The 13,307-nt window shown below is 70.7% G+C and carries 15 protein-coding genes; 9 read left to right on the top strand and 6 right to left on the bottom strand.

The genetic code is table 11. The features are described from left to right. Positions 1-33 precede the first annotated feature (33 nt). The gene (locus DI005_RS15925) at positions 34-657 is read left to right on the top strand and encodes a DedA family protein (RefSeq protein WP_113642657.1); all 624 of its coding nucleotides are present in this window, start codon (positions 34-36) and stop codon (positions 655-657) included. On the opposite strand, the gene DI005_RS15920 is transcribed toward DI005_RS15925, so the two are convergent. After that, positions 638-1,240 (bottom strand): TetR/AcrR family transcriptional regulator, encoded by a 603-nt coding sequence (locus tag DI005_RS15920; protein WP_112266289.1) that lies wholly within the window; start codon positions 1,238-1,240, stop codon positions 638-640. The genes DI005_RS15925 and DI005_RS15920 overlap by 20 nt on opposite strands. A gap of 30 nt (positions 1,241-1,270) precedes the next feature. Between DI005_RS15920 and DI005_RS15915 the strand changes: the two genes are divergently transcribed. Further along, positions 1,271-1,690: a hypothetical protein gene (locus tag DI005_RS15915; protein ID WP_113642656.1), complete on the top strand. Its 420-nt coding sequence runs from the start codon at positions 1,271-1,273 to the stop codon at positions 1,688-1,690. A 21-nt stretch (positions 1,691-1,711) separates the two neighbouring features. Next, the gene (locus DI005_RS15910; protein ID WP_112266293.1) at positions 1,712-2,947 is read left to right on the top strand and encodes a cytochrome P450; all 1,236 of its coding nucleotides are present in this window, start codon (positions 1,712-1,714) and stop codon (positions 2,945-2,947) included. A gap of 69 nt (positions 2,948-3,016) precedes the next feature. On the opposite strand, the gene DI005_RS15905 is transcribed toward DI005_RS15910, so the two are convergent. Then, complete coding sequence (locus tag DI005_RS15905) at positions 3,017-3,406, bottom strand: hypothetical protein (RefSeq protein ID WP_112266295.1); 390 nt, start codon at positions 3,404-3,406, stop codon at positions 3,017-3,019. Positions 3,407-3,579: 173 nt separating this feature from the next. Here DI005_RS15905 and DI005_RS15900 point away from each other — a divergent pair, with 173 nt between their 5' ends. Further along, the gene (locus DI005_RS15900) at positions 3,580-3,963 is read left to right on the top strand and encodes a MerR family transcriptional regulator (protein ID WP_112266798.1); all 384 of its coding nucleotides are present in this window, start codon (positions 3,580-3,582) and stop codon (positions 3,961-3,963) included. Between the two features lie 18 nt (positions 3,964-3,981). Then, positions 3,982-5,559 (top strand): peptide chain release factor 3, encoded by a 1,578-nt coding sequence (locus tag DI005_RS15895; RefSeq protein ID WP_113642655.1) that lies wholly within the window; start codon positions 3,982-3,984, stop codon positions 5,557-5,559. A 12-nt stretch (positions 5,560-5,571) separates the two neighbouring features. Here the strand turns inward: DI005_RS15895 and DI005_RS15890 are convergent, their stop codons facing one another. Continuing rightward, positions 5,572-6,465, bottom strand: coding sequence for a manganese catalase family protein (locus DI005_RS15890; RefSeq protein WP_112266299.1), 894 nt, complete (start codon positions 6,463-6,465; stop codon positions 5,572-5,574). A gap of 178 nt (positions 6,466-6,643) precedes the next feature. On the opposite strand from DI005_RS15890, the gene DI005_RS15885 reads away from it, so the two are divergent. From DI005_RS15885 to DI005_RS15870, 4 genes are all read left to right on the top strand, one after another. Beyond that, positions 6,644-8,185: an acyl--CoA ligase family protein gene (locus DI005_RS15885; RefSeq protein WP_233520157.1), complete on the top strand. Its 1,542-nt coding sequence runs from the start codon at positions 6,644-6,646 to the stop codon at positions 8,183-8,185. 19 nt (positions 8,186-8,204) lie between these two features. Beyond that, a complete protein-coding gene (locus tag DI005_RS15880; protein WP_112266301.1) occupies positions 8,205-8,681 on the top strand; it encodes a nuclear transport factor 2 family protein in 477 nt (158 codons plus the stop codon). A 152-nt stretch (positions 8,682-8,833) separates the two neighbouring features. Then, entirely contained in the window at positions 8,834-9,931 is a 1,098-nt protein-coding gene (locus DI005_RS15875; protein ID WP_233520156.1) for a ScyD/ScyE family protein, read from the top strand. 128 nt (positions 9,932-10,059) lie between these two features. Next, a complete protein-coding gene (locus DI005_RS15870; protein WP_112266303.1) occupies positions 10,060-10,455 on the top strand; it encodes a VOC family protein in 396 nt (131 codons plus the stop codon). 7 nt (positions 10,456-10,462) lie between these two features. Here the strand turns inward: DI005_RS15870 and DI005_RS15865 are convergent, their stop codons facing one another. The 3 genes from DI005_RS15865 to DI005_RS15855 all read right to left on the bottom strand — a co-directional run bounded on the left by DI005_RS15865 (position 10,463) and on the right by DI005_RS15855 (position 13,302). Next, positions 10,463-12,376 (bottom strand): M48 family metallopeptidase, encoded by a 1,914-nt coding sequence (locus DI005_RS15865; protein WP_113642654.1) that lies wholly within the window; start codon positions 12,374-12,376, stop codon positions 10,463-10,465. Between the two features lie 100 nt (positions 12,377-12,476). After that, the gene (locus DI005_RS15860) at positions 12,477-12,953 is read right to left on the bottom strand and encodes a DoxX family protein (RefSeq protein WP_113642653.1); all 477 of its coding nucleotides are present in this window, start codon (positions 12,951-12,953) and stop codon (positions 12,477-12,479) included. Positions 12,954-13,083: 130 nt separating this feature from the next. After that, entirely contained in the window at positions 13,084-13,302 is a 219-nt protein-coding gene (locus tag DI005_RS15855) for a hypothetical protein (RefSeq protein ID WP_112266804.1), read from the bottom strand. Positions 13,303-13,307: the final 5 nt, after the last annotated feature.

Here is a 13,307-nt window from a genome sequence, read left to right as displayed (position 1 = left end):
TCGAGATCGGCGCGTGACGGCACGCTGGCGGACATGGCACTGGTGACGGATCTCCTCGACTGGCTGCAGAGCCTGCCTCCGGCAGGCGTGACGGCGGGTGCGGGCCTGCTCGTCTTCGGGGAGACCACCCTCGGTCTCGGGTTCATCACTCCCGGCGAGACGGGGTTGTTGATCCTCGGCACCACGGCCAACAGCACGGGCAAGTTCCTGATCATGTGGCTGGTCACCACGGTCTGCGCGATCGCGGGCGACACCGTGGGTTATCTGCTGGGCAGGCGGTTCGGCCCGCGGCTGCGGCAGACGAAGGTGGTGGAGAAGCACGGCGCCGAGGCCTGGGACCGGGCGACGGACCTGCTGCGTCGACGGGGTTCGGCCGCCGTGCTCGTGGCGATCTTCCTGCCGGTGCTGCGCACCCTCCTGCCCGCCGCGGCCGGTGCGTCCGGGCTGCCGCTGCGCCGCTTCCTGCCCGCGGTCGCCGTGGGGGCCGCCGCGTGGTGTGCGCTCCACATCGGAATCGGCACCGCGGCGGGCGAGGCGGCCAGGCGGCTCGAGAGCCTCGTCGGCGCGGGCAGCTGGGTGCTGCTCGGCCTGATCGTGGTGACCGCCGTGGCAGTGCTCGTCGTGAAGCGCAGGCGCGTCAGGGCCGCAGCCCGCTGAGCGAGCGGATCATGAGTTCGTACCACTCGTCGCGCACCCTTCGCCTGTCCTCCGGCTCGGTGCGGGAGAGCGCCATCCCCGCGCCACCGAGCATCCAGAAGAAGAACTGCGTGGTGGTCTCCTGGGCCTGGCGCGGTAGGTAGCCCGCCGACATCAGGGCCTCGACGAAGCCCTCGACCAGGCCGAACGCGTACTTCTGCTCGTACTCGTGCCAGCGTGCGAAGCCGAGCGCGGTCGGCGCCTCCTGCCAGCACAGCCTGCCGTAGACAGGCTCGCAGCACTGGTCGAGGAACACGCCGAGCGCCTTCGTCGCGGCCTCCAGTGGGTCGCTGATTCCCGCGGCGGCCGAGGCGATCTCGCCCATCGCGCGCGTCTCCTGCTCGTCGAGCACCGCCTCGAAGAGAGCCATTTTGTTCGCGAAGTGGTGGTAGACGGCTCCGCGGGTGACCTGCGTGGCGGCGGCGACGTCCTCCAGGGAGGTCGCGGCGAAACCGCGCTCGGCGAACAACGCGGTCGCCTGCTCCAGCAGCGCGGCGCGCGTGGCGTCCGAGTACATCTCCCGGCGACTCTTGACAGGGGGCATACGCTGAGTCTATCGACATACACGGTGTATGTGACCGACAGGGAGAAGGTCATGGGCGGATGGGAGCAGGTCCACCGGAGACACCGCCTCGTCCACGCCGTCGCCGCTGACGTGGAACGGCTGGGAAACGAGGCGCTGACCGGCTGGGAGAGCGAGATCGTCGCCGAGTACGGCGAGCTCGCGGCGTTCCTGCTCGACGTGCAGCGCCGCTGCCACGAGGCCGTCTACGCCCGGCTCGACCTCGTGCTGGAGGACCCTTCGGCGAGCCCGGAGCGGGACGTCCGGCGCACACTCGCCGAGGCAGGCCGCGCCCACCGGGCGCTCTGGGGTGTGCTGCGCGCGTGTGCCGGTCATCCGGCCCTCGCGGCGGGCGAGGCCCGGCTCCGCCGATCCGTGTTCGCGGCGACCGGGGTCGATCCGGCTCCGCCTCGCCGAGCCCAGCCCGTGTGAGGTGTCCGAAAAGGAGTCCGCATGTCAGAGAGCACGCTGCCCGGCCAGGACGTTCCGCTGTTCAACCCGTTCGCCGAAGGCTTCGCCGAGAACCCGTACCCGCAGTACGCGCTGCTGCGCGACGAGGCGCCGGTGTACGAGCACCCGCTCGGCTTCTGGACCGTCACGCGCTACGCCGACGTCTCGGCGCTGCTGCGCTCCGGCGCGTCGGTCGAGGAGCGCAACGTCGCGCCGGGCCCGCTCAGCCACCTGCGCGAGGAGGTCTACGGCGACCGCTCACCGCGCGTCGGTGGACTGTCCATGTTGGACCGTGACCCGCCGGACCACACCCGGCTGCGCAAGCTCGTCTCGAAGGCGTTCACCCCGCGCGCGGTGCGGGCGCTGCGGCCGAGGATCGCCGAGCTCGTCGACGGGATGCTCGACGACATCGCCGAGCGGGGGCGGGTCGATCTCGTGCCCGCGCTGGCCTTCCCGCTGCCGTTCGCGGTGATCGCGGAGATGCTCGGCACGCCGCCCACCGACCACCTGCGGGTGCGGGAGCTGAGCGGGCTGCTCGTCCGCTCGCTCGAACCGGTCGTGGACCCGGAGATGCTGCGCGCGATCGAGAACGCCAACACCGAGCTCGGCGAGATCGCGGCGGACATGATCGCGTGGAAGCGGCGCAACCCCGCCGACGACCTGCTCACCGCGCTGATCAACGCCGAGGAGGACGGTGACGTCCTCGACGACGACGAGCTGATCGCGCAGGTGCTGCTGCTCTACATCGCGGGCCACGAAACGACCGTCAACCTGCTCGGCGGTGGAACGCTCGCGTTGCTGCGCGAGCCGTCGCAGTACGCGGCGCTGGTGCGGGACCCGGCGCTGGTGCCGGGCGCGGTGGAGGAGCTGCTGCGCTACGACAGTCCGGTGCAGGAGAGCAGGCGCATCACGCTGGAGCCGATGACGATCGAGGGGGTCGAGATTCCCAAGGGCGCCTTCGTGCTGGCGGTGCTGGCCTCGGCGAACCGGGACGAGCGGCACTGGGGTCCGGACGCGGACCGGCTGCGGGTCGACCGCGAGGGCGCGCGTCACCACGTGTCGTTCGGCGCGGGTGTGCACCACTGCCTGGGCGCGTCGCTGGCGCGGCTGGAGGGCGAGGTCGTCTTCGAGCGGCTGGTGACGCGTTTCCCGGACCTGCGCCTCGACGGCGACGTGGAGTGGAACGGCCGCATCAACCTCCGCGGTCCCGCCGTTCTCCCGGTGTCAACGGAGTCCTGACAGCTGCTCCCCGCCCCCAAGGCGACGCGGAGCGTCTCCAGCTGGGCGGTGGGAGACGGGTGGGCGCATTCAACGCAACAAAGGTGGCCTTGGGGGAACGTCGGCAGGGGTGTCGGAGAGGGCGGCCTGGACGTCCGAGAGGCGGGTCGGCCACCGGTCCGTGATCGCCTTCCACGCCGTTCTGAGCGACACCTGCTCGGCGAGGACCAGCACCGGACCCTCGCCCCAGCGGCTCGCGACCACGTTGCCGATGCGGTCCTGCTGCTCGGGCGCCGGCGCGCCACCGGGCAGAAAGTCGATCGTCAACGTGGTTTCCGTGCCCGCCACATCGTCGGCGACGCCGCGCATCGCGGCGTGGTAGCCGCGGAGGCTGTGCCGCACGCCTGGTTCGGTGGGAATCGGGCAGCCGGGGTACGCGTCGTTGTACGCCTGCACCGACGCGAAGCGTTCAGGAGTCACGGGAGGGAATCTTACCTTAACGTTAACGAAAGGTGGCCGCCCTCGCCGCATCTCGCGACGTGAGACCGTGTCCATAGTGGACGGTGGATTTGCTGTGCACGCTGCGCACCCGAGCCTGTACCGTTTGAGGAATCGGTGGCAGGCGGAAGTGAGGTCGTCACGTGGGCGAGCACATGCAGATCGGCGAGGCTGCCGCCCGCACGGGTCTGTCGTTGCGCACGATCCGCTACTACGAGGAAGTCGGTCTGGTGAAGCCCACCGCGCGCAGCCAGGGCGGCTTCCGGCTCTACACCGAGGCCGACCTTGCGCGGCTGGAGCTGATCAAGCGCATGAAACCGCTCGGCTTCCCACTCGAGGAGATGCGCGAGCTGCTGGAACTACTCCATCCGGAGGCCGAGAGCGCGGTGCCCCTGAGCGAGGTGCAACGCGGGCGCCTGGTCGCGTTCAGCGAGGCGGCCGAGCGGCGCTGCCGGGAGCTCAAGGCCGACCTCGCGACGGCGGAGGCGCTGGCCGCGACCCTGCGGGAACGACTCGGAGCGGGCTCTACCGTGACGTGAGCGTAAACTCGCCAAACGATGTCCATTCTCACAGAGGCCGACCGCAGGCGCTCGTTCGCCGTGATCAGCCACCCCGACGCCGGCAAGTCCACCCTCACCGAAGCGCTGGCCCTGCACGCCAAGGTGATCAACGAGGCCGGCGCCGTCCACGGCAAGGGCGGGCGCCAGGGCGTGGTGTCGGACTGGATGGAGATGGAGAAGGCCCGCGGCATCTCGATCACCTCCGCAGCGCTGCAGTTCTCCTACCGCGACTGCGTGATCAACCTGCTCGACACCCCGGGCCACGCCGACTTCTCCGAGGACACCTACCGCGTGCTCTCCGCGGTCGACTCCGCGGTGATGCTGCTGGACGCGGCCAAGGGCCTCGAACCACAGACGCTGAAGCTCTTCGACGTCTGCCGCCACCGCGGCATCCCGGTGATCACCTTCATCAACAAGTGGGACCGCCCCGGCCGTGAGGCGCTGGAGCTCTGCGACGAGCTGGTGGAGCGCATCGGGCTGCAGCCCATGCCGCTCACCTGGCCGGTCGGCGCGGCAGGCCACTTCCGGGGCGTGCTCGACGTCCCCGAAGGCGACTTCATCCGCTACCAGCGCACCGACGGCGGCGCCACGGCCGCGCCGGAGACCCGGCTCGACCCGGCGACCGCCGAGGCCGAACAGGGCGAGGACTGGGTGCGCGCGACGGAGGAGTGGGAGCTGCTCGCCGCCTCGGGCGGCGAGTTCGAGCCGGAGCGGTTCTTCGACGCGTCCGCGACACCGGTGCTCTTCGGCGCCGCCGTGCTCAACTTCGGCGTCCGGCACCTGCTCGACCTGCTGGTGGACCTCGCGCCGAAGCCGGCGCCCCGCATCGACGCCGACGGCGAGCCGAGGCCGCTCGACGCCGAGTTCTCCGCGTTCGTGTTCAAGGTGCAGACCGGCATGGACCCCGCCCACCGCGACCAGGTGGCGTTCGCGCGAGTGTGCTCGGGCGAGTTCGAGCGGGGCATGGTGGTCACCAACGCCACCACGAAGCGGCCGTTCGCCACCAAGTACGTGCAGCAGGTCTTCGGCCAGCAACGCTCCACTGTGGACAAGGCGTACCCCGGTGACGTGATCGGGCTGGTCAACGCGTCGGCCCTGCGCGTGGGGGACACGCTCTTCGCGGGCAAGCCGCCCGTGCGCTTCCCCGGGCTGCCCAGCTTCGCGCCCGCGCACTTCGCCGTGGCGCGGCCCGCCGACCTGAGCCGGGCGAAACAGTTCCGCAGGGGTGTCGACCAACTGGCCGCCGAGGGCGTGGTGCAGCTGCTCAAATCGGACCTGCGGGGCGACGCGTCCCCGGTGTTCGCCGCGGTGGGCCCCATGCAGTTCGAGGTGGCCGCACACCGCATGGAGCACGAGTTCTCCTCACCGGTGCGGCTCGACCGGCTGCCCTACAGCGCGGTGCGGCGCCTGCCCGACCCCGCCCAGCGCGCGCTGGTGGACTCGGGCAGGCGCAGCGAGGTGCTCACCCGCGCCGACGGCGTCGCCCTCGCCCTGTTCGAGGACGAGATCGCGATGCGCATCCTGGTGCGGCAGAACCCGGAGCTGACGCTGGAGCCCCTCGTCGCCGAGGGGTGATCCCCACGTGGTCTACGTCGCCTTCTCCTTGAGCCTGCCGACCATGCCCTTGACGCCGCTCAGCTTGGGGTCGGCGGGCCGGTCGGTGCCGTCGTAGGTGGCGAACAGCTCGGGGTCGGGCGGCGGCGTGGTGCCGGGCCCGCCGAGCGGTTCGGGCTGCTCCACGATGCCCATCTCGTGGCGCCCGTCGGGCGCGGTGCCCCGCGCCCACGCTCCCTGTGCGGAGTCGTTGCCCTCCGACAGGTTCCACAGGCTCGTGGCGTGCTCGGAGAACTCCTCGTCGAACAGCGCGCTCGGGGCGACGGTGTCTTCGAGCCCGTCCTCCTTGAGCTGCTCGATCGCGGCCAGCCACATGTTCTGGTGGTAGGTGTCGCGCGCGAGGTTGAACTTCAGCATCTCCTTGACGCCCGGGTCGTCGGTCATGTTGTACAGCCGCGCCGTCTGCAGCCTGCCCTGCGCCTCGGCGGCCACGTTCGCGCGGAAGTCGGCCAGCAGGTTGCCGCTGGCCACGATGTAGCCGCCGTTCCACGGCACGCCCTGGCTGTTGTGCGGCAGCGCACCGCCGCCCGCGATGATCGCCTGCTGCGGATCCATCCCGCCGATCACCGCGCCCATCACCGGGTCCTGCACGGCGCGGGCCGTCTCGGTCGCGGGCGCTCCCTCGAGCAGTCTCGCCACCATGGTCGCGATCATCTCGACGTGACCGATCTCCTCGGTCGCGATGTCCATGATGAGGTCCTTGTACTTCCCCTCCATGCGGCAGTTCCAGCCCTGAAAGAGGTACTGCATCGTCACGGTCATCTCGCCGTACGCGCCGCCGACGAGCTCCTGGAGTTTGCGGGCGTAGACCGGGTCCGGCTGCTCGGGCCTCGCCTCGAACTGCAGCTTCTTCGTGTGGTGAAACATTCGCCCTCCTGCACAGGTTGGGAGATTCGGAACGCCGAGCATTGCCCCGAGTGCGCGAGGTAAACGCCTGAACCCGGTTGGTTCGGGCGCGACTTTCCACTCGCGGCCTCTGGCGGTCCTCGGGGGCGTTCCGCGAGGGCCGTTGACCAGGGCGTGGCCGGTGGTCGAAGCTCGGAGGATGGTGCGTGATCTCTCGTTCGAGCCGCTGACACCGGTGTCGTTTCTCGATCGGGCGGCCTCGGCGCACGGCGACCGCGTCGCGGTGGTCGACGGCGCCTCTCGCTGGACCTACGCCGAGCTGCACGACCGTTGCCGCCGCCTCGCGGGCGCCCTCGCCGGGCTCGCGAACGGCAGGCCCGTCGCTGTGCTGGCCCCCAACACCCACGTCCTGCTCGAGGCCAACTTCGGTGTCCCGTGGGCAGGGGCCCCGCTGGTCGCGATCAACACCCGGCTCGCTCCCGCCGAGGTCGCCTACATACTGGAGCACTCCGAGGCCGGGGTGCTGGTGCACGATCCCGCTTTCGACGGTCTCGTCGCCGACGCGCTGGGCCGTCTCACCGCGCCGCCGGCAGTGGTCAGGGCGGGCGAGCAGTACGAGCGGCTGCTGGCCTCGGCCACCCCGCGTGCGGAGGTGCCCGGTGACGAGCGGGCGCTGCTTTCGATCAACTACACGTCGGGCACCACGGGCAGGCCGAAGGGCGTCATGTACCACCATCGGGGCGCCTACCTGCAGGCACTCGCGATGGTCGGCCACACGGGTCTGTCGCCGTCGGCCGTGCATCTGTGGACGCTGCCGATGTTCCACTGCAACGGCTGGTGCTTCCCGTGGGCGGTGACGGCCGCCGCGGCCACGCATGTGTGCCTGGAGAAGGTGGACCCAGTGCTCGTCTGGCGGCTGCTGCGCGACGAGGGCGTGACACACCTCAACGGCGCGCCGACCGTGCTGTCGATGCTGGCGTACGCCGCGGACGCGGCTCCGCTGGAGCGGACGGTGCACGTGGCGACGGGTGGCGCTCCGCCGTCCCCCGCGATCCTGCGGCGCATGGGTGAGCTGGGCTTCGAGGTCACCCACCTCTACGGGCTCACCGAGACGTTCGGGCCCGCGATGATCTGCGACTGGCGGCCGGAGTGGAACGGGCTCGCGGTCGAGGAGCAGGCCAGGCTCAAGGCGCGGCAGGGCGTCGGCAACATGATCTCCTGCCGGGTGCGGGTGGTCGACGCCGACGGCGCCGACGTGCCCGCCGACGGCGCGTCCGTCGGGGAGATCGCGCTGCGCGGCAACAACGTCATGCTCGGCTATTTCAAGGACGCCGAGGCGACCGAGCGCGCGGCCCCCGACGGCTGGTTCCGCACCGGCGACCTGGGCGTCCTGCACCCCGACGGGTACGTGGAGCTGCGGGACCGCAGCAAGGACGTGATCATCTCGGGCGGCGAGAACATCGCCTCGGTGGAGGTGGAGCAGGCCATCGCCGAGCATCCCGCCGTGCTGGAGGCCGCCGTCATCGCGGTGCCCGACGAGCACTGGGGCGAGGTGCCGGCCGCCTACGTGACCCTGCACGACGGTGCTTCGGCGACCGAGGCGGAGATCATCGAACACGTGCGGGCGCGACTCGCCCGGTTCAAGGCGCCGAAGTCGGTGACGTTCACCGAACTGCCAAAGACCTCCACCGGCAAGATCCAGAAGTACGTGCTGCGCGAGCAGGCGCGCGGTGCGGAGTAGCTGCAAAGGAGCAGCGACCATGGCACTGACCACGCAGGTGATGACCGACGAGCAGCGCAAGTCCGTGGCGCTGGAGTACCTCAAGGCGTTCGACAACGGCGGGACCACCAGCACGGGGGCGAGCATCCTCGACCTGTTCGCCGAGGACGCGCAGGTCTACTTCCCGAAGTGGGGCCTGGCCACCGGCCGGGACCAGATCGGCAGGCTGTTCACCGACGTCGGGGGCACCATCAAGTCGATCCGGCACGACTACGCCACGTTCAACTGGGTCTTCTCCGGCGGTGACACGATCGTCGCCGAGGGGACGAGCTACGGCGAGCACCGGGACGGGCCCTGGCGCGCAGGGGTTCCGGACTGGGGCGCGGGACGGTGGTGCGACGTCTTCGAGATCCGGGACTGGTTGATCCAACGGGTGTTCATTTACCTGGATCCCGACTATGCGGGTAAAGACACGACACGTTATCCATGGCTGGCAGGGCGAACCGGCGCCGCTTGATCCACTTGGGACGGTTGTAACGACTCCACCCCCTTCCCCGTCTTTGAAACTGCGGTTCGCGCGGGGGGAGCATCTGCCGCATCAGGGGACTGGAGTGGAGGAGGGACAACATGCGTGTGAGGCGTTCCCGATTACTCATGGCCGGTGTGGCCATGGGAACCGCACTGGCCGTGACCGCCGTCGTACCCGGGATCGGGCTGGCCCATTCGCAGGGCGGCGCGACAGCGACGACGATCGCCAGTGGCCTCGACAATCCCCGTGGGCTCACGTTCGGACCCGACGGCCACCTCTACGTGGCCGAGGCCGGACGTGGTGGCGCGGGTCCATGCATGACCGGCCCGGAAGGCGGCGAAGTCTGCTTCGGCGCCAGCGGTGCGATCACCAAGATCCACAAGGGAAAGCAGCACCCGGTCATCTCCGGGCTTCCCTCACTCGCGGAACCCGAGGGTGGTTCCGCGATCGGCCCCTCAGACGTGTCGTTCAACAGGCACGGGCAGCTGTACTTCACCGTCGGGCTCGGCGCCGACCCCGCGGTGCGGGCGGACCTGCCCGAGCTCGGCCAGCGGGCGATGGGCTGGCTGTTGCGCGCCAAGGGCTGGAACAAGTGGCGGCAGATCGCCGACATCGCGGGCTTCGAGGCGGCGGCCAACCCCGATGGCGGCCTTCCCGACAGCAACCCGAACTCGGTGCTCGCGACCAAACGCGGACAGTACGTCGTGGACGCCGGCGGCAACTCGCTGATGTTCGTCGCGCCCAACGGCAACGTGTCGACGGTCGCGGTCTTCCCCGACCGGATGGTCCCCGCGCCACCGCAACTCGGCCTGCCCCCGGGAACGAAGATCCCGATGCAGTCCGTGCCGACCTCGGTCGTGCAGGGTCCCGACGGCGCGCTGTACGTCGGTGAGCTGACCGGATTCCCGTTCCAGGTGGGCTCCGCCAGGGTGCACCGGATCGTGCCGGGCAAGGCGCCGCAGGTGGTGGCCACGGGCTTCACCAACATCATCGACATCGGGTTCGACCGCCACGGCAAGCTGTACGTGCTCGAGATCGCCCACAACGGCCTGCTCTCCGGTGACCCGACCGGTGCGCTGCTGCGGGTGAGCCATGGCAAGTCGAAGATCGTGTACAGCCAGGGACTGACGATGCCGGGCGGCCTCGCGCTCAAGCACGGCTCGGCGTACGTGTCCAACTGCAGTGTCTGCGCAGGCGCGGGCACGATCGAGAAGATCTCGCTGCCGTACCACAGGTAGCGCCGCACCCGTCCGTCGCCGATCCGCCCGAGCTCGGCTGGCCGTCGTAGACCCCGCGACGCCGGCACCGCTGCCCCGGTGGGTCGGCGGCGGGCCTTCCCAGGTCCGCGGCCGGGCATGATGGCCCCATGGAGAGACGCATGCAGGTCGCCGTGGACTGTGCCGACCCGCACCGGCTCGCCCGCTTCTGGGCCGAGGTGCTGGGCTACGTCGTGCAGGACCCTCCCGACGGCCACGCGAGCTGGGCGGAGTTCTCGCGCGCCGAGGGCGGGCCGGGGGAGGCGTGGTGCGCCGTGGTCGACCCGCACGGCACCGGGCCACGCGTGCTGTTCCACAGCGTGCCCGAGCCCAAGGCGGGCAAGAACCGCCTGCACCTCGACGTGAAGATCGGCAGGCAGCACGTCGACACCGAGGCCGTGCGGCTGGTCTCCCTCGGCGCCACCCACGTGCGCACGGTCGAGGACGCGCAGGACTACTTCGCGGTGATGCGCGACCCGGAGGGCAACGAGTTCTGTCTCTGCTGACGGCCCGTCACCGCGAACCGACGGGCTGCCCCCGGGGCACGGTGTCGAGGAACCGGGTCAGCGACTCGTACCCGCCGTCGTGCTGGGTGCGCAGCGTCGCCGTCTCCCCGCCCGCGAAGCGCAGCGCGATCTTGCCGCCGCCGGTGAGGAACTTCTTGCGGTCGCCGCCGAGGACGGTGCCCGTGGGCAGCCAGCGCACCCCCGGCTGACCGAACAGCTCGGCCTGCCCCAGCTCCAGCAGCCCGGTGACGCGCTTGCGCTGGGCGTGCCCGCCCTGGCCCACGGCCCCGGCGAGGCTCTGCCCGGCCAGCTTGCCCGCCTTGAGCGGCACCAGCAGCAGCCCTGCGTCGAACACGAGCACGTCCCAGTTCTTCTTGAACGCCATGACCTCGGGGGCCACACCCACCAGCTGCGGCTCCGCGCCGCCTGCCGGATGCGCGGGCCTCGGTGGCGCGGCGGTGGGCCTGCGGACGAAGTCCATCCGCACGCCGAGCGCCGTGAGCCGCTGCGCGAACTGGGGCACCAGCGCGGGGTTCCGCACGGCCGGAGCCACGAGCTCGGTGACCTTCAGCTCGCCCTGCGGCCCGGTGATCAGCCGGCCGCCGCCCCAGCTCAGCTCGTGGTGCGCGCGCCGCTGCGCGATCAGCGCGCACACGATCACGTCGCCGAGCAGCTCTACAAGTCCCTCGCGGGCCTGCTCAGGGTTGCCGCCGTCCTCGAGCAACGGGCTCATGAGCTGGTCGATCCGGCCGTGCTGGATGGCGGCGAGCAGCTCGCCGAGCGTTCCGCCGGGAGCCGCGCGGGACTCGCGGCCAGCGCCCGCCAGCAGTTCGGCGCCCCTCGCGGCGCTCGCGGCCCCCGCGATCCGGACGATCTCGCTCCAGCTCGCGCGCGGTCCCAGCTCGCCCTTGATGTAGAGCCGAGCCTCGGCGGCCGGAACGACGCGCGCGGGGTCGGCGAGCACTGTCCACGCTGGACGTTGGTCGGGGCGCGCGGGTGGCGCCGGCATGGCGCCGATCTTCTCGATGCGGCGGCGGATCGTCGGATGGCTGTCGAACAGCGAACTGGGCTGGTTGTCGAGCACCTTCGGCTCGATCTCGGCGACGATCCGGCGCTGCTGCGGGTGGTCGAGGAAGTTGCGGAAGCCGAGCAGGATGTCCGGCGTGCGCCCGGCCAGGCTCGGCAGGCCGAGGAACCGTTCTCCGTAGGCCTCCCACAGCAGGTCCATCGTCGCGATCTTGCGCAACGCGCTCGCCGCGGCCTCACTGCCCGCCGCCGCGACGGAGTAGGCGGCGGCCTGCAACTCCTGTGCCCGGTTCGCGGAACGGGATACGACGGCGTAGAGCCAGGCGTATGCGCCAAGGATCCAGCGGGCCGGTCCCGAGTCCAAACGGGACACTGTGAGCCCGAGTGTCTCGGCACCGCGGTAGCTCACGGCGAGCAGTCGCGTGTGGCCGCCGCCGTAGTGGCCCAGCTCGTGTGCGAGCACGGAGCGCAGCTCCGTGACGTTGAGTCCGGCCAGCAACGGCAGGCCGATCATCATGTACCGCTTGCCTTCCTTGAGGCCGAGCGCCCGCGCGTCCTCGCGCACCGCCGCGTTGATCTCGCCCACGAGCACGATCTCGTCCGGCGACCTGGTCTGTGCCTGTGCGGCGTGCTCGTCGACGAGCCGCCATAGCCCTGGCTGCTCCTGCCGCGTCAGCACCGGGCCGCTCGGCGGCTCCAGCCGAGTGCGCAGCGCCTGCGCGAGCGCGAGGCCGAGCGCAAGCATCATGCCCGCGGCGAGAATCGCGACGTACATGCCCGCGCGGTGCCCGATCGTCAGGCCCGCGACCACCCCGCCGACGCCGAGTGCGAGGACGAAGAACGGGAACAGGGCCAACAACAGCACCGCGAAGAACGCGCGAACCGATCCGCGCACGGCGGACCTCCTCCATGTCCAGTTGTGACGAACCCCCGGCACCCCTCGACCGAATAGGACGGCCGGGCGATGCCGGGGGTTCCTGGGAAAACGAGATGGCTCAGTGGTTTTCGAGGCTCTTGGCGCGTGCCCGCCGCAGGTTGTCCAGCGCGAGCGAGCCGGGACCGAGCACCGCGATCAGCAGGAAGATCCAGCTGAACAGCGCGGCCTGCTCGCCCATGTTGTGCAGCGGCAACAGCGCCATCGGCTGGTGCACGGTGAAGTACGCGTAGGCCATCGCGCCCGACGCCAGCACCGCGGCCGGCCGCGTGAAGAGGCCGAGACCGACCAGTACGGCGGTGACCACTTCGAGCACGCTGGCGTAGTACGCGGGCCACGAGCCCACGGGCAGCGCCGTGCCGGCGCCGTCGATGCCCCCAAGTGCGCCGAATCCCTGCAGGCCGTGGCAGAGGAAGAGGAAGGCCACCACGATCCTGGTGGCGGCGAGCACCGGGCCGTGCAGCCTGCGGGGCGTACGGCGCGGGTTCTCGTCCGTGCGGTCGGTGGTGGTCGGGCGGTCGAGCGTGGCGTTCGTCATGGGGTGTCCCTCCATCGGTCTGTGATCCGGCTCTGCAAAGGCGTCGAACGCCTCGCGGCTGGATCGACATCGATGAGGACATTTCTTTCCGTGACGGACAGCTACGCAGAATGACAATGAGCGACGCGTTTCACAGGCGCCGCTTCTCCGTTCCGTCCCAGGCGCGGGCGGCGGCGATCAGGCACCACAGCGCTGCCAGCGCGAGCGCGGCCGCGAGCACGGCAGGCCACCATTCGGACATCGAGCTGGCGAGGAACGCCTGCAGCACCGCGGTCGCGGCGAACGCGAGCGCGAGGACGATCAGCAGCAGGCGTTGCGAGAACGGGTACCTGCCGGCGCGCTTCAGCATCGACA

It is taken from the genome of Prauserella sp. PE36 (genome assembly GCF_003311655.1).
GTDB lineage: Bacteria > Actinomycetota > Actinomycetes > Mycobacteriales > Pseudonocardiaceae > Prauserella_A > Prauserella_A endophytica.
The sequence above is the reverse complement of the archived record's forward strand: the minus strand, read 5'-3'. Positions and strand labels throughout refer to the sequence as shown.